Source organism: Afipia massiliensis (genome assembly GCF_001006325.2).
GTDB lineage: Bacteria > Pseudomonadota > Alphaproteobacteria > Rhizobiales > Xanthobacteraceae > Afipia > Afipia massiliensis_A.
On record NZ_LBIA02000001.1, the window covers coordinates 1134613 to 1154244 of the forward strand.

General features: G+C 61.1%; 20 protein-coding genes, 2 tRNA genes and 1 pseudogene. 7 read left to right on the forward strand and 16 right to left on the reverse strand.

From position 1 onward, the window contains the following. Nucleotides 1-2: 2 nt before the first annotated feature. Entirely contained in the window at nucleotides 3-350 is a 348-nt protein-coding gene (locus YH63_RS05330) for a hypothetical protein (protein ID WP_137325126.1), read from the forward strand. A gap of 24 nt (nucleotides 351-374) precedes the next feature. Further along, nucleotides 375-842, forward strand: coding sequence for a hypothetical protein (locus YH63_RS05335; protein WP_046828502.1), 468 nt, complete (start codon nucleotides 375-377; stop codon nucleotides 840-842). 822 nt (nucleotides 843-1664) lie between these two features. Here YH63_RS05335 and YH63_RS05345 read toward each other — a convergent pair. From YH63_RS05345 to YH63_RS05415, 16 genes and pseudogenes are all read right to left on the reverse strand, one after another. Continuing rightward, nucleotides 1665-2882, reverse strand: coding sequence for a site-specific integrase (locus YH63_RS05345; protein ID WP_083992625.1), 1218 nt, complete (start codon nucleotides 2880-2882; stop codon nucleotides 1665-1667). Between the two features lie 139 nt (nucleotides 2883-3021). Next, a complete protein-coding gene (locus YH63_RS21995) occupies nucleotides 3022-3198 on the reverse strand; it encodes a DUF6538 domain-containing protein (protein ID WP_433995091.1) in 177 nt (58 codons plus the stop codon). Nucleotides 3199-3283: 85 nt separating this feature from the next. Then, nucleotides 3284-3359: transfer RNA gene (locus tag YH63_RS05350), tRNA-Phe, on the reverse strand. A 164-nt stretch (nucleotides 3360-3523) separates the two neighbouring features. Further along, nucleotides 3524-3718 (reverse strand): DNA gyrase inhibitor YacG, encoded by a 195-nt coding sequence (gene yacG / locus YH63_RS05355; RefSeq protein ID WP_046828501.1) that lies wholly within the window; start codon nucleotides 3716-3718, stop codon nucleotides 3524-3526. Further along, nucleotides 3708-4331, reverse strand: a complete 624-nt coding sequence (locus YH63_RS05360; RefSeq protein ID WP_046828500.1) for a Maf-like protein — start codon at nucleotides 4329-4331, stop codon at nucleotides 3708-3710. Before YH63_RS05360 ends, yacG begins: the two co-directional genes overlap by 11 nt. Before the next feature lie 110 nt (nucleotides 4332-4441). Then, nucleotides 4442-4894: a low molecular weight phosphatase family protein gene (locus YH63_RS05365; RefSeq protein ID WP_046828499.1), complete on the reverse strand. Its 453-nt coding sequence runs from the start codon at nucleotides 4892-4894 to the stop codon at nucleotides 4442-4444. Nucleotides 4895-4995: 101 nt separating this feature from the next. Next, on the reverse strand, nucleotides 4996-5505 hold the full coding sequence (locus YH63_RS05370; protein WP_046828498.1) for a UPF0262 family protein: 510 nt from the start codon (nucleotides 5503-5505) through the stop codon (nucleotides 4996-4998). Continuing rightward, the gene (hisD, locus tag YH63_RS05375; protein WP_046828497.1) at nucleotides 5502-6800 is read right to left on the reverse strand and encodes a histidinol dehydrogenase; all 1299 of its coding nucleotides are present in this window, start codon (nucleotides 6798-6800) and stop codon (nucleotides 5502-5504) included. The genes YH63_RS05370 and hisD overlap by 4 nt, the downstream gene beginning before the upstream one ends. A gap of 173 nt (nucleotides 6801-6973) precedes the next feature. Further along, on the reverse strand, nucleotides 6974-7456 hold the full coding sequence (locus tag YH63_RS05380) for a DUF2948 family protein (protein WP_046828496.1): 483 nt from the start codon (nucleotides 7454-7456) through the stop codon (nucleotides 6974-6976). A 76-nt stretch (nucleotides 7457-7532) separates the two neighbouring features. Further along, nucleotides 7533-8822 (reverse strand): UDP-N-acetylglucosamine 1-carboxyvinyltransferase, encoded by a 1290-nt coding sequence (gene murA, locus YH63_RS05385; RefSeq protein WP_046828495.1) that lies wholly within the window; start codon nucleotides 8820-8822, stop codon nucleotides 7533-7535. Nucleotides 8823-8992: 170 nt separating this feature from the next. Then, nucleotides 8993-9658, reverse strand: coding sequence for an NAD-dependent epimerase/dehydratase family protein (locus tag YH63_RS05390; protein WP_046828494.1), 666 nt, complete (start codon nucleotides 9656-9658; stop codon nucleotides 8993-8995). Between the two features lie 185 nt (nucleotides 9659-9843). Continuing rightward, nucleotides 9844-10329, reverse strand: coding sequence for a hypothetical protein (locus tag YH63_RS05395; RefSeq protein ID WP_046829735.1), 486 nt, complete (start codon nucleotides 10327-10329; stop codon nucleotides 9844-9846). Nucleotides 10330-10443: 114 nt separating this feature from the next. Further along, a complete protein-coding gene (locus YH63_RS05400; protein ID WP_046828493.1) occupies nucleotides 10444-11373 on the reverse strand; it encodes an alpha/beta fold hydrolase in 930 nt (309 codons plus the stop codon). A 78-nt stretch (nucleotides 11374-11451) separates the two neighbouring features. Further along, nucleotides 11452-11753: pseudogene (locus YH63_RS05405) on the reverse strand (UBP-type zinc finger domain-containing protein). Nucleotides 11754-11806: 53 nt separating this feature from the next. Next, complete coding sequence (locus tag YH63_RS05410) at nucleotides 11807-13507, reverse strand: FAD-dependent oxidoreductase (RefSeq protein ID WP_046828492.1); 1701 nt, start codon at nucleotides 13505-13507, stop codon at nucleotides 11807-11809. Nucleotides 13508-13626: 119 nt separating this feature from the next. Then, nucleotides 13627-13827 carry a hypothetical protein gene (locus YH63_RS05415; RefSeq protein WP_046828491.1) on the reverse strand — a complete coding sequence of 67 codons (201 nt, stop codon included), beginning with the start codon at nucleotides 13825-13827 and terminating at the stop codon, nucleotides 13627-13629. Nucleotides 13828-13922: 95 nt separating this feature from the next. On the opposite strand from YH63_RS05415, the gene YH63_RS05420 reads away from it, so the two are divergent. The 5 genes from YH63_RS05420 (at nucleotide 13923) to YH63_RS05440 (ending at nucleotide 19554) form a co-directional block, all read left to right on the forward strand. Next, complete coding sequence (locus tag YH63_RS05420; protein WP_046828490.1) at nucleotides 13923-14366, forward strand: hypothetical protein; 444 nt, start codon at nucleotides 13923-13925, stop codon at nucleotides 14364-14366. Between the two features lie 141 nt (nucleotides 14367-14507). Further along, nucleotides 14508-14582 (forward strand) — tRNA-Thr (locus YH63_RS05425). Nucleotides 14583-14779: 197 nt separating this feature from the next. Further along, a complete protein-coding gene (locus tag YH63_RS05430) occupies nucleotides 14780-16927 on the forward strand; it encodes a methyl-accepting chemotaxis protein (protein WP_046828489.1) in 2148 nt (715 codons plus the stop codon). Nucleotides 16928-17254: 327 nt separating this feature from the next. Beyond that, entirely contained in the window at nucleotides 17255-18346 is a 1092-nt protein-coding gene (bioB, locus tag YH63_RS05435) for a biotin synthase BioB (protein ID WP_246658016.1), read from the forward strand. 146 nt (nucleotides 18347-18492) lie between these two features. Continuing rightward, nucleotides 18493-19554 (forward strand): MBL fold metallo-hydrolase, encoded by a 1062-nt coding sequence (locus YH63_RS05440; RefSeq protein WP_046828487.1) that lies wholly within the window; start codon nucleotides 18493-18495, stop codon nucleotides 19552-19554. The last annotated feature ends 78 nt before the right edge of the window (nucleotides 19555-19632 follow it).

Sequence of the window (19632 nt, forward strand, 5' to 3'; positions counted from 1 at the left end):
GAATGATAAGCTGGACCGAAGTGCCCCTAGATTACGAGCCACTTACTGGCTCAAATGATGTTTTTGTTGTTGCGACTAGCGTATTTCAAGCAAGTTCGCTCGGCAAGAACACACCTGCAAGAAATCGAGAGCGGCAGGCTCACTTCGAACGCCAGCTGAAGAACATAGCTTGGCATCTTGGTTCAAGAAACGTCCCGGTCTTTTTATCTTTTAACGGTGAACGGCGGCGAATGGACAAAGGCTGCATCGGCCTCGCGGTGACGGCGGGAATACTGGAGCATCCAGTGGACGGACCGGAAGACTTTGTAACCCACGTCACTCTAACGGCGGAGCCGCCGACGCCATTCTGATGGTGGTGTTTTCTGGGAGAGTATATGAACGTTCATTACGCTTTGAAAGTTGAGAGCATCCGAGAAGATTCCGATGATGAACTAGAAGAGGCGCTTCTCTACGTAACATGCAACGAAGAAGCGCTTCCCGTTCCGGGGATTATCATCACTGGCGTTGGCGGAAATCTCAATACCCCAGAAGAGCTCTTCCCACTTATCATTACTAACGAAGGAAAAGGAGACTATGGATCATCCTTCAATTGGGTGAAGCGGCCGAAATTTGACCGTTATTTCTACACCGACATAAGACACGTGCGCATTGAAGTAGGAGCCGAGTTTTCGGTCAGATTTACGGAATCGATATCTCAAGACTTGCCTGTAACATCCGATGACACCAACACTCTCGACATAACTAGATTTAAGATTATCGAGCGGATTGTATTGGCAGGCGTAGACAAGAGTAAGCTCGCGCAAGATGTGCTTCTAGGGCGCGTACTCATAGACCGAGCTTGATTGGCACGGGCTTGACCAAATGCATTTGCCGTCTTTAGCGTCGAGCAATTTTATTTCGATGTTCTTCGATCATTTTCGCCGAGACATCTCTAGCGGAGCACAAAGGCTGAGCGCCGCCCGGCCTACTGTATGCGCTTCGACTTCCGCACGCTCTTCCATTCCGCATCCGATCATCCGGACACGCGCACGGCCTGCCCGTTGAATAGTAGGCCTGTCTACTCGCGGCCACGATCAGCGCTGCAATAGCGGCGGCAGTTAGCGCCGTTTCAATTTTCTGTTTGGATGATCGCGTTGTCGTCTTCGGTTGATCGGCGGGCTGATGCGGCACGAGAGATAACGGACGTCTCGATTCCGGAAGCGAAGCCAATTTCGGTTTCGCCGGAGCCTGTGTCTGCACTGGCGCGACTGGAATGGCTTGCGGTGGCGTTTGAACGAGCGCTTGTGACGCGACAGGTTTCGCAACGTCCCGCGCTATGCCGTGCCAATAGGCGCCGACACCCAGCGCACCGATTAGCAGGATTTTTCCCCAACGAACCATCCAAGCGGCCCCGAACTCAATCCCCGGGTGATCCTACTCCATGGAATTCGGGCGAGTCTCGCCCGAAACTTTCGTCGCAACGCATTGGCTGAATCGCCTCCCGGCCCGGCTGGCAGCGCTGGGGCAGAAAAAAGTAAACCGCTACTCGGCGAAAGGCGCACATCGCAGCTTCTTAAGCTAAGTCCGCGAGCGATTGTTGAGTGAAGTCAAGGCCAGGTGCTAGCGGCTCGAAGAGATCCGAACTTCCGACCCCCAGGTTCGTATTCAGCCGCTTCAGGACACCGCTAAAGGGCGATAGTAGGAATTTTTGATAATTCGCGAAGCAACGCCTCGACTGGAAATTCTCCATAGCTGTCGGCAACAGTTCTTCGCCCGTGGCCGGTGATTGCCTCGAGGATGTCCTTCGCAAGGCTGTGTCGACGGCCCTGCGTCTTGATGCGATGTCGCCAGGAGTGGCTCGGCGACAATCGCGTATCGATAATGCCGAGGGAGCGCACGAAACGACCAATGACTTTGGTGCCGTTGCCGCCCCGCTTGCCAAACTTATCAGGCGCCAAGTGCGGAAAGAGCGGTCCCGTCTTGATGCCCTTCACAAATGTCAAGAAGCCGCTGTCAATTAGCGCTGGGTGAAGTGGAATGGTTCGTTCGGAGCTGTTGTTCTTGAGAGGGCCCGCTTCAGGATCAAATTTCATACACCAGATACCATCGACTTCTATCACGTCATTAACGCGCAACTGGCAGAGTTCTGAAACGCGCGCACCGGAGTAAGCGCCTAGCCACGGCACCCACCTCTTCACAGTATCTTTCTCAAGCAACGACGCCGCAAGAATTACCTTGGCTTCTTCATCTGTGAAGCTTCGCTTTCTTTCCGTCGCGATCGACTTCACTTCTATTGTTACGCGGTGGGCCGAGTTTTTGCCCAACTTACGATTGTCGACACCCCACTGCAGAACTGCACGCACCGGCGCCAATTTTGCGTTCTGAATAGTTCTGGATTTCAATCCCGCATCGACCATCGAGCTTTTCCAGCGGATCAAATCTTCACTGGAGATTTTGCCGGCGTCACCATGGCCAAGGAAGGCTTCCAACGTTTGAAGAACTCGCTTCCACTCATAGAGTGTTTTCGCTGCTGGCTTCCGTTCAGTGGACCAACCCTCGAAAAGTTCGGTTAGCGAAATCGACTTCGCCAACTCGGATGATGTGACAACGTCGGTATGCCAGGACGTCGAGCTCTGTGGGCCGATGCCGAATTCGCCCTTAGCATAGCGAGCAAGTGTCAGACTTGCGCGCTGGATCGCAAAGCTCAAAGCCCTTGCGAGGATCAGTTCGCTGTCGGCATTAACGGTCAGACCGCTAGACTTGAGGCACTCTCTCGCTCCCGCCCGGCACCAATTTTCCATATCACGCAGCTTCGATTCATCAGCGTCGACTTCCAATAGGAAGTTCACTGATAAGGTCCCTGCTTTCGAAGGCGCTGCGACGCCCCACAGGCGTTCCGCCAAATCGACACGCCATGTCGTCTGAGCGCTTGGATTGTCTTTGTAGGTTGCGAGCCATCGGTCATGCCAAGGGGCGGCAATTTCATGCGCCTGCCGCTCGCTCAGAGTTTGGGGACCTGCTCTCAGATTTGCCCAGCGGGTTTCAACTTCTGTAAGCGCTTCTGCATGTCGCTTCTTTGCGATCGCAGGGTCTTTCGTTTGAAGGCTGCGCTTCTCTTCGCTTACCGACGAGCGCCCGCAAATCCGCAGGCACACCTCTGCGAAACCAATAAACACCGCTATCAGGATGCTTCCAGGGACGTGACATAGCCAAGGGCATTTGTACCAGCCTTTTGTACCAAGCCGGTAGCCATAAGCCTCTGATTTTGCATTAGTTCTGTGGAAACAATCGCTTAGAAAGGCGATGGTGCCCAGGGGCGGGATCGAACCACCGACACTGCGATTTTCAGTCGCATGCTCTACCAACTGAGCTACCTGGGCGCCGCCCCGAACGCTGCCCGGGGAGAGCGCCGGTTTATAGTGAGACAGGGCCGCGCTGTCCAGCCATTGGCGGAATTTCCCGGTGGGCTGTGAACGGCGGAAGTGCCTCGCAAAATTCCATCGGATTCAAGGGCTTCCGGAGCGGCCGGAAAGCGCCGAACAGCCTATTTCGGCTCGTCCGGCTCGTCCTCGTTGTCGCTCTCCCGCGCCGGAATGGCATAGGAGCCCGACAGCCAGCGATTCAGGTCGACATCGCGGCAGCGCTCCGAACAGAACGGCTTCGAGGCCTCGACCGGCGGCTTGCCGCAGATCGGGCAGGGCTTCGCCGCGGACGCGGATTTCGTGCCGTCAGCTGGCATTCAACCAGCCGAACCGGATCGGAAAGCCCTCGCCGCCAAGCAGCGCCGTGGTCTCGTACAAGGGCAATCCAACGACGTTAGAGTAGGAGCCGACCAGCTTGACCACGAACGAGCCGGCGATGCCCTGCACGGCATAGCCGCCTGCCTTGCTGCGCCATTCGCCGGAGCCGATATAGGCTTGAATGTCGTCCTCGCTCAGCCGCTTGAAGCGCACCCGGGTTTCCACCAGCCGCTGGCGGAAGCTTTCCTTCGGAGTGACCAGGCAAATCGCGGTGTAAACGCGATGGTTGCGGCCCGACAGCAACCGCAGGCACTGCGACGCTTCATCCACCAGTTCCGCCTTCGGCAGGATCCGGCGACCGACCGCGACCACGGTATCGGCGGCAAGAATGTAGGAGCCGCGCAGTTCGTCATCGAGCTGCACCGACTTGAGCGCGGCATCGGCCTTGGCGCGCGCGAGGCGATTGGCGCAGGCGCGGGGCAGCTCACCGCGCTTCGGGGTCTCGTCGACATCGGCCGGGCGCAGCGCGTCGGGCTCGATACCGGCCTGATTGAGCAGGCTGAGACGCCGCGGCGAGCCGGAGGCGAGAACGAATTTGGGGCTGCCTAGCATGCGGGGTTTATCGATTTCGCTCGGGGGTCAATGGGCGCGGAAACTATCCGAAGGGCGCGGCGGCGACAACAGCATGACGGCGCGCCAGAGGTCGATTCTGGAGGATTTGGCTACTCGTTCTTGATGGCGGCCGGCGCGAATCGCTCACGGATCCGCTGGCGCAAACTGTCCCGGACATGCCGGTAGGCATCGAGCTGCAGTTCGCGGCGGCCCTCGACGCCGACCGGGTCGGGCGTCGGCCAGTATTCGACCTCGGTCGCCGAGGTCGTGGTCAACTGCAGCGCCTTGTGATGCGCCTCCGGCGACAGCGTCACGATCAGATCGAAGTTCAGGCCTTCCCAGTCTTCCAGATCGGCGACCGTCCACGGCTTGTGATTTGAAATATCGAGGCCGATCTCCTTCATCACGGCGACGGCGAAGGGATCGAGATCGGCCTTGCTGACACCGGCCGACTGCACATAGAGCCCACGCGGAACCAGATGGCGCAGCAGGCACGCCGCCGTCGGCGAGCGGACGCTGTTCTGTCCGCACATGAACAGGACAGCTTGCGGAGACCGCGCCATCTCTCAGGCTCGCCCGTCAATGATGCGTATGAGACGTTTCGCGATCATGCATTCCCGCTTGCGCATGATCTGATCCGAAAATCGGTTTCCACTTTTCGGGATCATGCGCTGCCACCGTCACCCTTCCAGTGCAGCACCGAGATCAGGGTGAACAGCCGGCGCGAGGTCTCGAAGTCGATCCGCACCTTGCCCTCAAGACGCTCCATCAGCGTGCGCGAGCCTTCGTCGTGCACGCCGCGGCGGCCCATATCGATGGCTTCGATCTTGTCCGGCGTCGCGGTGCGGATTGCCTGATAGTAGCTGTCGCAGATCATGAAGTAGTCCTTCACGATCCGGCGGAACGGCGTCAGCGACAACAGGTGCACCACGCAGGGCGTGCCGTCCTCGCGCTTGATGTCGAACATCAGGCGGTTACCGGTGATGCCGATATGCAGGGTGAACGGCCCGCTATGGCCCCCCTCCGGCACGAACAGGTTTTTCTCGACCAGATCGTAGATCGCAATCGCGCGTTCGTGCTCGATATCCGGCCCCGATCGCCCGATCGATTCCTCATCGAGCGTCACCGTGACGACGCGGTTGTTGGCATCCTCATCTGGCGGCGGCTTGCTCATGACAGATTAAGCCGCAACCCGACCGAGCGCGCGTGGGCATCGAGCCCTTCGGCCTTGCCGAGCGTCATCGCCGCCGGTCCCAAAGCGCGGAGCTGCTCGGGCCCGCATTTCAGGATCGAGGTCCGCTTCATGAAATCGAGTACGCCGAGGCCCGACGAGAACCGCGCCGAGCGCGCCGTCGGCAGCACGTGATTCGAACCGCCGACATAGTCGCCGATCGCTTCCGGCGTATGCGCGCCGAGGAAGATCGCGCCGGCATTACGGATGCGCGCGCTCAGGCCTTCGGGATCGGCGGTGATGATTTCCAGATGCTCGGCAGCAATGGCGTCGGCGAGCGCGATCGATTCATCGAGCGACTTGACGACAATGATCGCGCCGAACTCGTTCCACGAGGCGCGTGCAATGGCCGCGCGCGGCAGCGTCGTCAGTTGCGCTTCGACAGCGCGCTCGACGTCGTTCGCGAGCGACTCGTCATCGGTGATGAGGATCGACTGCGAGTCCGCGCCATGTTCGGCCTGCGCCAGCAGGTCGGCGGCGATCCAGTCCGGATTCGCGGTGCGATCCGCGATCACCAGCACTTCGGACGGACCCGCGATCATGTCGATGCCGACCTTGCCGAACACCAGCCGCTTGGCCGCGGCGACATAGGCGTTGCCCGGGCCGACGATCTTCGCCACCGGCGCGATGGCCGCGGTGCCATAGGCGAGTGCGGCCACGGCCTGCGCGCCGCCGACGCGATAGATTTCCGAGACGCCGCCGAGATGCGCTGCCGCCAGCACCAGCGGATTGAGGATTTTCCCGTCCGGGGTCGGTACGGCCATCACCACGCGCGGAACGCCGGCAACCACGGCCGGCACCACGTTCATGAGCACCGACGACGGATAGGCCGCGGTCCCGCCCGGCACGTAAAGGCCGACAGCCTCGACCGCGCTCCAGCGCCAGCCGAGTTCGACGCCCTGTGCATCCGTGAAACGTTCGTCCTTCGGCATCTGCCGCTGGTGAAACGCCTCGATCCGGTCGCGCGCGAACCTCAGCGCATCGAGCGTTGCAGCATCGCATGCCTTCACGGCGTCTTCGATCTCGGCCGGCGTGAAGCGCAGGCCGCTGGCCTCGACGGAGAAGCGGTCGAACTTTCGGGTCGCCTCGATGACAGCGGCATCGCCGCGCATGCGCACGTCGTCGATGATGGCGCGAACCACGTTCTCGACGTCGGCCGACGCCTCGCGTTTGGTCGCGAGAAAGGCGTTGAAGCGCTCGCTGAAGTCGGCGCTGTGGCTATTGAGGCGGATCGGCATTTCAGGGTCCGGCAGGCTCGCGCATGGCTGTAAAATCATGCGCTCATTCAATCATTTAACGATGTGACCCCGAGCAGTGACGCCAGATCACCGCCAACCCATAACATTCTCAGGATAAAACCGCGAGCGGGACCGCCCGGATTGGTTGCTAAATGTCTGTGCCCGCAGGCAGATTAGGTGGCAGCGGCGCCGTCCACCAGATCAGCGTCCAGACTGTCCGGGCCGAGATCGGCCAGCTCGCATTCGAGGCATTCGACCTCGAGCCGCAACACCCCGCCGCTGGCGAACAGCAGCATCACCTGACCGCCCGGTGTCTTGCCCGGATGGAATTCCAGCCCGAGCAGGGTCAACGGAAGTTCCGGGGCATCCATGTCGATCTCGCGCGATTGGCACGACAGCACGCGGTCGAACCGCAGCGCCGAGATCAGCCGCCGCGGGACGCAATCACCCGCAATGATGTCCTCGCAGTCCAGCCGCCGCATCGCGACCACGAGACGCTTCTCGGCTTGCCGCCACAGAATGTCGCCCGCGACGACCGCCGCGTCCTGAATGTGCGCGGAGATCACCGCCAGATCATCGCCATCCAGCGCGGCGAGTTTGCGTTGAGAAAATTTCTGCTGAGCCGTTGTGTTCTGAGACGCTTTGTTCTGGGACATGGCCCCGCCTGAAAAGACTTTAGTTATCTGGGCATGATCTTTCCCGAAAACCGGTTCCCACTTTTCGGGATCATGCCTAACCGCTAATACGCTCAATGGTCGCACCGCAGGCCGACAGCTTTTCCTCAAGCCGTTCGAAGCCGCGGTCGAGATGATACACGCGATTGACGGTGGTCTCGCCTTCGGCCGCCAGCGCGGCAATCACCAGTGACACGGATGCGCGCAGGTCGGTCGCCATCACCGGCGCACCGCGCAGCTTGGCAATGCCGTCGATGATCGCGGTTTCGCCGTCCAGCGAAATTCGCGCGCCGAAGCGCGCCAGCTCCTGCACGTGCATGAAGCGGTTCTCGAAAATCGTTTCGGTGATGTGCGACGAGCCCTTCGCGCAGGCCATCAGCGCCATGAGTTGCGCCTGCAGGTCGGTCGGGAAGCCGGGGAACGGCGCGGTCGTGACCTTGACCGGGCTGATGCCCGCACCGTTGCGCGTGACGCGGATGCCTTCGTTGTTCGGCGTGATGGTGGCGCCGGCTTCCGTCAGCACGTCGAGCGCCGACTGCAGCAGTTCGGGGCGCGCGCCGGCAAGCTGAACGTCACCGCCCGTCATCGCAACGGCCATGGCATAGGTGCCGGCCTCGATCCGGTCCGGCAACACGGTGTGCCGCGCGCCATGCAGCTTCTTGACACCCTCGATCACGATGCGGGGCGTCCCCGCGCCGGAAATCTTCGCGCCCATCTTGTTGAGACAGTCGGCGACATCGACGATCTCGGGCTCGCAGGCCGCGTTGTTGATGACGGTCGTGCCCTTGGCCAGCGTCGCGGCCATCAGCGCCACATGGGTGCCGCTGACAGTGACCTTGGGGAAATCGATCTCAGCCCCGGTCAGGCCGCCGGGCGCTCTGGCGATCACGTAGCCGCCGTCGATCTGCAATTCCGCGCCGAGTTTCTCCAGCGCCATGATGAGGAGGTCCACGGGACGGGTGCCGATGGCGCAGCCGCCGGGCAGCGAGACCTTGGCCACATGCATCCGCGCCAGCAGCGGCGCGATCACCCAGAAGCTGGCGCGCATCTTCGAAACCAGCTCATAGGGCGCCGTGGTGTCGATGATGTTGGCCGCGGAGATGTGCAGCGTCTGGCCCTGATACTCATGATCGCCGGGACGCTTGCCCTTCGACATGATGTCGAGGCCATGATTGCCGAGAATCCGCTGCAGCTGCGCGACGTCGGCCAGACGCGGCACGTTGTCGAGAATCAGGGTCTCATCGGTCAGCAAGCTGGCGATCATCAGCGGCAAAGCCGCGTTCTTCGCGCCGGAAATCGGAATAATGCCATTGAGCTTGTTGCCGCCGACAATGCGAATGCGATCCATGCCAAACCTGCCCTGTTGCGGATAACCGGCTTTTAGCGTGTTTCATCGGAGGTGGAAACCGCGCGCCGGGACGCCCAAAACCCGGCATTTCAGGTTAATACCTGAAAAATCGCTCGAATTGTGTCGGCCGGGCGAGGGATGGCGCTGACGGCCTCCGGGCCCTGATGCGATCAGGCCCCGGCCTTGTTGATATCGTCCATCTCCAGGATCGGCTTCGGATAGCCGCGCTTGGCCACCGCGAGCATGGCGCGGCCGACCTTTTCGCTGGTGGTGACATATTTCGGCGCGACCCGATGCAGGAATGTCAGCAGCGGCGCGGTCGCGACATAGATCGCCTGAACCCACGCCGTTTTCGACCGCACGCCGTACAGCGGCTGGATCGCGCCGGGACGGAACATGTAGGCGGCCTTGAACGGCAGCTTGAGCAGATCGTTCTCGGTCTTGCCCTTGACGCGGGCCCACATCACGCGGCCCTGCTCGGTGCGGTCGGCGCCCGCGCCGGTGACATAGACGAAAGTCATGCCCGGATTGAGCCGCGCCAGCGGACGCGCCGCCGCGAGCGTGATGTCGTAGGTCAGATGGCGGTAGCGCTCCTCGTCCAGACCCAATGATGTCACGCCGAGACAAAAGAAGCAGGCGTCATAACCCGTCATGTCATTTTCGATGGCCGAGAAGTCGAGAAAGTCCTTGTGCACGAGTTCGCGTAGCTTCGGGTGCGGCTGACCGGTGGCACTGCGGCCAACCGTCAGCACCTGCGTCACATCTGGATCGCGCAAACATTCGCGCAGCACGCCCTGCCCAACCATGCCGGTCGCGCCGAAGACAATGACTTTCATCGACGCTCCAATGGTCTAGTGGAGTGTTGACATTCGCGGCCCGATCGACCGCGAGCTCACAAAGCGAAGGTCAAATCCAAACTCTACTAGAAACCTATATTTCCTAGTGGTCCCTTGATTCTAACATTCGCAAGAATGTCTGCTGAAACGAAATGCGAATGTTAGAATCGGACCACTAGCGCGTATCACGCCGTCTTGAATCGCCTGATGCCGACGACGATCATGCCGATGAAAAAGACCAGCACGATCCCCTGGGTGATCGCAAACGGCGGCTCGGCCCCGGTCGGCGCATAGACGTTCAGCAGCGCTACCTTCTGGAAGCCCTGCGCGATCAGGACAAAGACATTGAACCAGAGCGCGAGCATCGCGGTGACGACATACACCGCACGCCATACGCCGGAGAGACCCTTGCCGTACAACGCGTAAACCGCAACCGCCAGCAGCACCAGCGAGATGATGGCGACGACATGCGAGGGCAGTATCTTGGTGAAGGGAAACAGAAAGCCGGTCGCGCTGGTGAGGATCGTCAGGACGAGAAACCAGAGCGTCCAGCCGGGCATCCTGTTCGATGCGAGCAGTCCGCCCGCCACCACGAAGCCCAAACCGATGGCTATCATGCTGATGATAAGGTGAAGGACCGTAAACGACGCCAAAGACATGCCTAAAATCATGATGCGCCCCCCGCCTTTAGAACGATCCAAGGCTACATCATACGCACGGCCGCGCAACAGAAGTTCCATTTCGCACGCTGCACTCCTGCAAATTTTTCAGGCAATGCTGCGTGATCAGCGATTGAGGAAATCCACCAGCTTCGGGATCACCTGACCCGGCGCTTCCTCGATCAGCCAGTGTCCCGAGCCCTTGATGATGACACCTTCGACGTTGGTGGCGACCAGTTTGCCCTGTTCGATCAGAAAATTGCCGCCCGCCTTTTCGCCGGAGAGAATGAGCATCGGTATCGGCAGCTTGGTTTTTGCGAAACCTGCGAAATCATCGGCGTCCTTTTCGAAGGCGCGAAACACCTCGAACCCTGCCTTCATGCGGCCCGGTTGCGCATAAGCCTTGGCGTAGAACTTCCGGTCCTTCTGAGAGATGGACTTTGCCGGGTTGGCGGCGAAATCATTCCAGAAGTGTTCGAGATAAATCCGCTCGCGGCCAGTGACCAAAGCCAGCGGCGTCTTGCCGTAGAAATGGAAGTGCCACAGGTCGCGCAGCAGCCAGACATTTTTCCAGTCGCCGACGCCGGGCAGAAAGGCATCCATCAGCACGATGCGATCGACTTCGGCCGGGTATTGCGCCGCGTAGGCATAGGCGACCATCAGACCGATGTCGTGGCCGACGATCTTGACCTTCTTGTATCCGAGACTTCTCACCAGCGCGTGGATGTCCTGCGCCATTTCCTTCTTGGTGTAGCCGCCCTCGGGCGCATCGGACTTGCCGAAGCCGCGCAGGTCCGGCGCGATCACGGTGTGGTTGTTCGCAAGTCCGGGAAACAGCGGCCGCCACATGTGGCTGGTCTCCGCATAACCGTGCAGCAGCACGACAGGATCGCCTTCGCCGGCGATCAGATAATTCAGTTTCACGCCGTTGACGACTGCGGACCGGCTTTGCGGCATCGATTGCGCCACCGCAACGCCGGATGACACGATCAGGACGGATGCCACCATCATACCGGCACAGATCGCGCCGCGAATGACCTGTCGAAAATACCGCATGCTGAAATTCCTTTTGAGATCGATACGATCCCGAAAATGAAAGGGGCTTGGCAAGCTCAGACAATCGGCAGGCGCAGTTCAATAATAACGCGGGATCGGACCGTTATGCGGGTCTTGCGTTTCGACAGGTCGAACATGACCTGGTCGATAAAACACCAGCCCCAGCCTTCCGGCGGATCATATCCTTCGATAACGGGATGCTGTGTAGCGTGGAAATGTTTGGTGGCGTGTTTGTTGGGCGAATCGTCGCAGCAGCCGACATGGCCGCAGGTCCGGCAGATCCGCAGATGCAGCCAGACGCTGCCGGTCTTCAGGCACTCCTCGCAGCCGAGCGCGCTTGGGGTGACGTCCTTGATTTCCGCGATGTGCTTGCAAGGCATTGGTCAGGATCTCTCGATGAGAGCGTCGTCCGGCACTTCGCAAGCTAGAGAGGCTATGCCGGTTTGTCGCCAAGAAAACCGTGCAGCGCAGCCACGACCTGCGCGCCTTCGCCGATTGCGCCGCCAACGCGCTTGACCGAACCTGCGCGCACATCGCCGACGGCGAACACACCGGGCACCGAGGTCTCCAGCGCCGACACCGGCCGCCCGCATTGCGCCCCGGTCAGGACAAAGCCGGTGCGATCGAGGGTCACGCCGCAGTCCGCGAGCCATGCGGTGGCGGGGTCGGCCCCGACAAACAGAAACACGTTGCGGATATCGCCGGCAGCCTCGAGCCCTGACTTCCGGTTGCGCCAGCGCACGCGCTCGAGTCCGCCATCGTCAGGGCCTTCCAGCCCGACGATCTCGGTGTGGATCATCAGTTCGATGTTCGGCGTCGCCATGATCCGGTCGATCAGATAGCGCGACATGCTATCGGCGAGACCACCGCTGCGGATCATCATCCGCACCTTGCTGGCGTGGCCCGACAGAAACACCGCGGCCTGACCGGCGGAATTGCCGCCACCAACCAGAATGACTTCCTGCTGGGCACAGAGCCGCCCCTCGATCGGCGACGCCCAGTACCAGACGCCGCGCCCCTCGAACCTGTCGAGGTTCTCGATCGTTGGACGCCGGTAGCGTGCACCGCTGGCAACGACGATGGATTTCGCTTTCAGGAAATGACCGCATTCGGTGGTAAGCCCGAATGCGCCGTCGCTCTTCGAGCAGTCGAGCGATCTGGCTTCGACCGGAATCATCAGATCCGCACCGAACTTCTGCGCCTGATTGTAGGCGCGCCCGGCCAACGCCTGTCCCGAGATGCCGGTCGGAAATCCGAGATAGTTCTCGATCCGCGCACTGGCGCCGGCTTGGCCACCGAAATGCCGTGCATCGAGCACCGCCACCGACAATCCTTCGGACGCTGCATACACAGCGGTCGCAAGTCCGGCGGGACCACCGCCGACAACAGCGACGTCGTAGAGCTTGTCCCGTATCGGACCGCCGATCATTCCCATCGCGTAGGCAAGATCGACTTCGCTGGGATTGCGCAGCACCGTGCCATCCGGGGCCACCACAAGAGGAAGATCGGAAGGCGACGGCGAATAGCGCGCCACCAGATCCGTTGCGTCCGTGTCGGTGGCGGGATCGAGCACATGGTGGGGAACGCCGTTGCGCGCCAGAAAGCCTTGCAGCCGCACGACGCCGCCCAGCGACGGCGAACCAATCAGCACCGGACCGCCGACACCGGCCTGGATCAGCGCAACACGCCGCAAAATCAGCGCGCGCATGATGCGCTCGCCAAGATCAGCTTCGGCGACAAGCAGCGCGCGCAAACTGGCTGGCGGGATCAGGAGCGTCTCGACGTCACCCTCGGCTGTGCCATCGACCAGTGCGTTGCGGCCCGACAGTTGCCCGATCTCAGCAAGAAACTGTCCCGGCCCCTGCTCGATCACCGGCGTGATGTGGCCCATGCCGTCGCGCTGGGTGATGGCGACGTGCCCGGAGAGAATGACGAACATGCCGGGGCCGACCTTGCCGCTTTCGAACAGCAGCTCGCGGTCTTTATGATGATGCACATCGCCGAACCGGCGCATCCGGTCGATCTCGGTATCCGTCAACGTCGGGAATGTTTGCTCGAACCGGGGAAATGCCGCTCGTGAAGCGTCCGATTGCGGGGCGCCCGCCCCAATCGCTGCGGCCTGGTCCGTCGCCATCAGATACTTTCCTTACATTCGCACAGAAGACTCGCGAACTCCCTCGTTGGAGATCGCATTCGTAAAGCTAGATCGTGTCTGCACGCCAAACAATCAAGCGATGGACCAAGGCTGCAAGGTCAACGGTCGTCGTCACGCCGATGCGCGTCCATGCTTGATGCATCGTCCCGCGCCCGCGCATCGTCATCCGGCGTGACAATTGCCATTCCTGCGCGGCCGCGTGCCTGCGACTTGCGCCGTTTCAGATTGTCGCGCAATGCGGATTTCAGCCGCGCCTCGCGCGCGGATTTGGCATCGTTCCTGTCGGGGTCGTTCGCCATTCAGCTCTGCTCGCATCTTGCCTTGACCGCCATCGCCGATGACGGTCAGTTGCAATAATATCGGATACGCCGCGCCGTATGACAGAGGAAATGCCATGACAGAGCACACAGAAGCGCTCGCACCGGCGGTGCAGAATACGCTCCGTGACTGGCACCGCTTCGTCGAAACCAAGAGCGAAGACGTGCTGCGGCCATTGTTCGCGGAAACCACCGTGTTCCGCTCGCCGTTTGTCCACCTGCCAATCCCCGGCCGTCCCGCCAGCGTGCTGATCCTCGGCGCGGTCGTGCAGATTTTCGAGAATTTCCGCTACCACCGGACATTCGTCTCCGGAACCCACGATGTGGCGCTGGAATTCAGCGCCAATATCGATGAGCTGAAACTGAAGGGAATTGATCTGGTGAAGTTCGATTCCGCGGGCAAGATCATCGAATTCGAGGTGATGATCCGGCCTTTCAAGGCCCTTGAGGCCCTGAGCACCCGAATGAACGCCCGGATCGGTCCCGAGCTTGCGAAATACAAGACGGCCGCGCCGGCCTGAGTTCCGGTCCAGGAGCCGAAGAATGAGCTGTTCGGCGCTTGCACCATCGGTGGCCTTATGGCAAAGGAACGCGCGCCTTTAGAGGCTTTTCAGCTGATTCACGTACACGGTACGGTTCTGGCTTTTTCTCGTCTGGCGTTCGCTGCCGTAGCTCAGTGGTAGAGCACTCCATTGGTAATGGAGAGGTCGACAGTTCAATCCTGTCTGGCAGCACCAGCCTACCTCCCTTCAAGATTCCGGACAGGCCGCGGCGTCCCTGCTGTTTCGCAAGGCGCGAAAATCTCTTTGATTTCAATGACAAAAGCCCGTGCCAGAATTTCGCCAAAATCGCTGATTTTTCGCGAAAATTTTAACCAGCCATCCGGATACTGCGCCCGCACGTAAAATTACGGAATCCGGGGGGATTTGGAATTATGGCTTTGCGGTTCAAGGTCGGAAAAAATCTGTTTCGCTTCAAATTGCCGAGCCTGAAGCTCGGCGTTCGGGGAAGTCTCTTCCTGGCATTCGCAGTCATCGCCGGCATGGCGATCGCGATCAGCGCAGGAGCGAGCCTGCTGCTTGGCCAGCTCGGCGGCATGATGACCGAACTCAGCAACCGCGACATTCCCCGCCTGACGGCAAGCTTGCAGCTATCCGCTCTGAGCCAGAGCCTCGCCTCGCGCGGACCAGCGGTGCTCGCATCGGACGATGAAAGCGTCCTTCAAACGCGCGTCAAGGACCTGAAGGACGCCCAGACCGCCGCCATCGACAAGCTGAAAGAGATCAAGAATCTCAACGCCGACCCATCCGTCGTGACGGCGCTGGAAGAAAACGTCAGAATGATCGACGACACCATCACCAGCCTGCAGTCGGCGGCCAAGGAACGGCTCGATCTCGCCGGGCAGCATACCAAGCAGTTCGAGGCCGCCCGCAAGGCCCACGCCGCCGTCGTCAATATGATCAATTCCAGCACCGATCAGGCGAAAATCGTGGTCAACACCGCGCTGACAGGCCTGAGCGGCGATGGCCGCGACGCCCTGAAAGCCATGCAGGGCGTCGATATGCTGGCCAGCCTGCTGGCAGACGTCAACTTTGCCGCAAGCAACATCAGCGCCGCTGCCAGCGCCGGCAACGCCGAGACGCTCAGCGATCAGGAATATGCGTTCTCGGTGACGTCCGACAGCATCGACACTTCTCTCGCTTCGCTGGGCCGCCGCGGCGATGGCGACAAGATGAAGGAAGCCGTCGCGCAGTTGATGGCGTTCGGCAACAAGAAGACCGGTGTCTTCAAGCTCCGCCAGAAGGAACTGGATTCTGCCGATTACGGCCGGCTTATTCTGGAAGAGACCGGCAAGCTCAACCGCGGTCTCGAGATGAGCATCAAGCGGCTGGTCGACGACGTGCAGACGGCGACGGACACCGCAGCGACCAAGGCGCGCAGCACGATTACGCTGGGAACGACAACCATGCTCGTACTCGGCGCGCTCACGCTGATCGGATCCGCGCTGTTCGTCTGGCTCTATGTCGGCCGCAACATCCTGGGCCGCATCAGCAACCTGCAGAACGTGATGCGGCGGCTGTCCGAGGGCGACCTTGACGCCGAGGTGAAACGCAGCCGCCAGCAGGACGAAATCGCCGTCATGGCCGGCTCGCTCGAGGTGTTCCGCGAGAGCATGATCCGCTCGCGTGCACTGAGCAGCGAACAGGACCAGGACCGCGTCGCCAAGGCCGAGCGCGCGTCGCGCATCGAAACCCAGATCGTGCATTTCGAGGACAAGGTGCGGGCCGCGCTTGACGGCCTGATGACCTCGGCCAATGTCATGCAATCGACGGCGGAGAGCATGTCCACATCCGCAGAGCATTCGAGCGCTCTGGTGAGCACCGTCGCGTCCGCCGCCGAGGAAACCTCGGTCAACGTGCAGACGGTTTCGGCCGGCACCGAGGAACTGACCTCGTCGATTCAGGAAATCAGCCGCCAGGTCACGAACTCGACGCAGATCGCCGCCAACGCAGTCAGCGAAGCCGGCAAGACCGACGCCACCATGCAGGGCCTCGCCGACAACGCCAACCGCATCAGCAGCGTGGTCGATCTGATTCAGGAAATCGCATCGCAGACCAACCTGCTGGCGCTCAACGCCACCATCGAAGCCGCGCGTGCCGGCGAAGCCGGCCGTGGCTTCGCCGTCGTCGCATCGGAAGTCAAAAGCCTCGCCGAGCAGACGGCAAAGGCGACCGATGAAATCCGCTCGCAGATTGCCAGTATGCAGACCGTCACCACGTCGGCGGTCGGCGCAATCCGCAACATCGGCGCCACCATCGGCGAGATCAGTGAAGTGACCACCGCCATCGCCGCCGCGGTCGAAGAGCAGGGCGCTGCGACGCGCGAGATTGCCCGCAACATCCAGCACGCCGCCAGCGGCACCTCGGAAGTCTCGAGCAACATCGTCGGCGTGAGCCGCGCCTCGAGCGAGGCCGGAATTGCAGCGGGCGACGTACTGAACGCATCGAACGAACTTCGCCGCGAAGCCGACACGCTTCGCGCAGAAGTCGACGCCTTCCTGCTGAACATCCGCGCGGCATAATTGTGTTTAGTTGCTATGCCGCCTGGCATGGCTGCGTTCTGTTTTGGGGTTCGGCGCCTTGTGCTCCGAACCCCAATTCGTTAATTGCGCGCGCCATATCGAAAATGCAGGCTCTGCGTTCCGTGGAACAGCATGATTCTCCGTTGCTTTTGGCTCCTGTGTCCGCGCACCGAACCACGCCCCAGATTGACTCTTCTGGACCTCCATGGTCCTTGCTAGTCTCGATCCGGGGAAATCGCGCGTGCCGTCAAGACATCGCCTTCTGCCCGAATAACTGAGATAGCGGCGTCTGCAGGGCGACGTCTTTTACATGCAAGGGGACAGCGCATGAGCATAGTGCCGGGTTCGGATGTGAATGGCGGAGTATCGGTCGGCCGGGATGCGCTGATCGAGCCGCGCAACGACTGGACCCGTGCGGAAGCGCAGGCGCTTTACGATCTTCCCTTCGCGGATCTGATCTTTCAGGCGCAAAGCATTCATCGCCGCAACTTCGATCCCAACCACGTCGAGACTGCGAGCCTGCTCAGCATCAAGACCGGCGGCTGCCCCGAGGATTGCGGCTATTGCTCGCAGAGCGCCAAGTACGACACCGGCCTCAAGGCCTCCAAGCTGATGGATCACGACGACGTCGTCGCCACCGCAAAGCGCGCCAAGGAAGCCGGCGCGGAACGTTTCTGCATGGCCGCCGCCTGGCGCAATCCGAAGGACAAGGATCTCGACAAGGTTTGCGAGATGGTCAGCGCAGTGAAAGGTCTCGGCATGGAGACCTGCGTCACGCTCGGTATGCTGACCGACAAGCAGGCGCAGCGGCTGCACGATGCCGGCCTCGACTTCTACAATCATAACGTCGACACCTCGCCGGAATTCTACGACAAGATCATCACCACGCGCACCATGCAGGATCGCATCGACACGCTGGCGCATGCGCGCGAAGCCGGATTGAAGGTCTGTTGCGGCGGCATCATCGGCATGGGCGAGCAGGTCGATGACCGTCTCGGCATGCTGGCGCTGCTGGCGAACCTCCCCGAGCATCCCGAGAGCGTTCCGATCAACATGTGGAACGAGGTCAAGGGCGTGCCGGTCAACGACACCGCCGAGCGGCCCGATCCGATCGCGCTGGTGCGGATGATCGCGGTCGCGCGCATCATGATGCCGCGAAGCGTGGTTCGCCTTTCCGCCGGCCGCCAGTACATGACCGATGAGTTGCAGGCGCTGTGCTTCGTCGCCGGCGCCAACTCGATCTTCATCGGCGACGTGCTGCTGACCACCAAAAATCCGCAGACCGAACGCGACGCCAACCTGCTGGACCGCCTCGGCATCAAGTCAAAGCTCGACGACGGCAAGCACGCTTGCCATACGCATGGTGATGCGCAGCCGGCCGCCGCCACAGTGCCGATCAGCGGCGCAGCGGCGTCCTGAGGTTGTTTCAAACGGCCGATCAGCATGGCTGCCGCATGGCAACCATGCTGACGCAGCCCGTAAAACGCGGCTTTTCGGCCGGCCGGACACTAGCGCCGCGAGGTTTGCCGCGTTAAGCCGGGCCTGAAAACTGCGATTGCGAGACGATGCACACCAAGACCGCCCCATTGCCCGCAGCCTCCGACGGCCTGCGCTATCCAATCGAGACGCCGCCCAAACCGGACGAAGCGATCGAGGTCGCGCCCGGCCTGATATGGGTGCGCATGACTCTGCCGTTCCGTCTCAACCATGTGAACATTTACCTGATCGCTGACGGCGACGGCTGGGCCATGGTCGATACCGGCATCGGCAACGACGCCACCATTGCGGCATGGACGACATTGTTCGAAGGCCCGCTCAAGGGCTTTCACATCACCCGGCTGATCGTGACGCATTCGCACCCGGACCACGTCGGGCTTGCGGGCTGGATCGTCGAACGCTTCGGCTGCCCGCTTCTGATGTCGCAGGTCGAATATCTGCAGGCCGCGTATCACCAGCATCGCGGCTCGCCGGAACGCAAGCTGGCGCAGCGGCTGTTCTTCCGCCGTCACGGCATGGACGAAGAGATCACCGAAGCGCTGCTTGGCAAGGGCCAGGATTACCTCACGCGCGTCTCGATTCTCCCCGCCTCCTATTATCGCCTGTCCAAGGGCGACGAGATCACGATCGGCACGCGGACGTTCAAGGTCCTCACCGGCGGCGGTCACGCACTCGATCAGGTCATGCTCTACTGCGAGGCCGACAACATCTTCCTGTCGGCGGATCAGGTGCTGAGCAAGATTTCGCCGAATGTCAGCGTGTGGGCGGTGGAACCCGATGCCAATTCGCTGGGCGAATACCTGACCTCACTCAAGGAGCTCGCAGGCCTGCTGCCGGACGACGTTCTGGTGCTGCCCGGTCACGGCGTGCCGTTCTACGGCGTGAAGACGCGCATCACGCAACTCGCGGATCACCACGAAGAACGGTGCCAGCTGATCGCAGCTGCATGCCGCACGTCGCCGAAGACCTCCGCGGAGCTGGTGCCGGTGGTGTTCCACAAGCACGTCCTCGACGCCCACCAGACCGGCTTCGCCGCCGGCGAGCTGATCGCGCACGTCAATCACATGCTGGCCGGAGGCCGGCTGACGTCTGGTCTTGGCGCCGATGGCGTGCTGCGCTTCACCGCCTGACTGAACCCGAATACGCTAATTGAGCGGAATTGATCCCGAGATGATCTGGATCAAGTTTTTGCCGCATATGAGCCCGGC

Bases quoted from the DNA above. Each gene is read 5' to 3' on its own strand.
- YH63_RS05440 (WP_046828487.1), top strand. From the start codon at position 18,493: ATGCACACCAAGACCGCCCCATTGCCCGCAGCCTCCGACGGCCTGCGC.
- murA (WP_046828495.1), bottom strand. From the start codon at position 8,822: ATGGATCGCATTCGCATTGTCGGCGGCAACAAGCTCAATGGCATTATT.
- YH63_RS05370 (WP_046828498.1), bottom strand. From the start codon at position 5,505: ATGAGCAAGCCGCCGCCAGATGAGGATGCCAACAACCGCGTCGTCACG.
- bioB (WP_246658016.1), top strand. From the start codon at position 17,255: ATGAGCATAGTGCCGGGTTCGGATGTGAATGGCGGAGTATCGGTCGGC.
- YH63_RS05400 (WP_046828493.1), bottom strand. From the start codon at position 11,373: ATGCGGTATTTTCGACAGGTCATTCGCGGCGCGATCTGTGCCGGTATG.
- hisD (WP_046828497.1), bottom strand. From the start codon at position 6,800: ATGCCGATCCGCCTCAATAGCCACAGCGCCGACTTCAGCGAGCGCTTC.
- YH63_RS05330 (WP_137325126.1), top strand. From the start codon at position 3: ATGATAAGCTGGACCGAAGTGCCCCTAGATTACGAGCCACTTACTGGC.
- YH63_RS05420 (WP_046828490.1), top strand. From the start codon at position 13,923: ATGACAGAGCACACAGAAGCGCTCGCACCGGCGGTGCAGAATACGCTC.
- YH63_RS05380 (WP_046828496.1), bottom strand. From the start codon at position 7,456: ATGTCCCAGAACAAAGCGTCTCAGAACACAACGGCTCAGCAGAAATTT.
- YH63_RS05410 (WP_046828492.1), bottom strand. From the start codon at position 13,507: ATGGCGACGGACCAGGCCGCAGCGATTGGGGCGGGCGCCCCGCAATCG.
- YH63_RS05395 (WP_046829735.1), bottom strand. From the start codon at position 10,329: ATGATTTTAGGCATGTCTTTGGCGTCGTTTACGGTCCTTCACCTTATC.
- yacG (WP_046828501.1), bottom strand. From the start codon at position 3,718: ATGCCAGCTGACGGCACGAAATCCGCGTCCGCGGCGAAGCCCTGCCCG.
- YH63_RS21995 (WP_433995091.1), bottom strand. From the start codon at position 3,198: ATGCCCTTGGCTATGTCACGTCCCTGGAAGCATCCTGATAGCGGTGTT.
- YH63_RS05360 (WP_046828500.1), bottom strand. From the start codon at position 4,331: ATGCTAGGCAGCCCCAAATTCGTTCTCGCCTCCGGCTCGCCGCGGCGT.
- YH63_RS05430 (WP_046828489.1), top strand. From the start codon at position 14,780: ATGGCTTTGCGGTTCAAGGTCGGAAAAAATCTGTTTCGCTTCAAATTG.
- YH63_RS05335 (WP_046828502.1), top strand. From the start codon at position 375: ATGAACGTTCATTACGCTTTGAAAGTTGAGAGCATCCGAGAAGATTCC.
- YH63_RS05365 (WP_046828499.1), bottom strand. From the start codon at position 4,894: ATGGCGCGGTCTCCGCAAGCTGTCCTGTTCATGTGCGGACAGAACAGC.
- YH63_RS05390 (WP_046828494.1), bottom strand. From the start codon at position 9,658: ATGAAAGTCATTGTCTTCGGCGCGACCGGCATGGTTGGGCAGGGCGTG.
- YH63_RS05415 (WP_046828491.1), bottom strand. From the start codon at position 13,827: ATGGCGAACGACCCCGACAGGAACGATGCCAAATCCGCGCGCGAGGCG.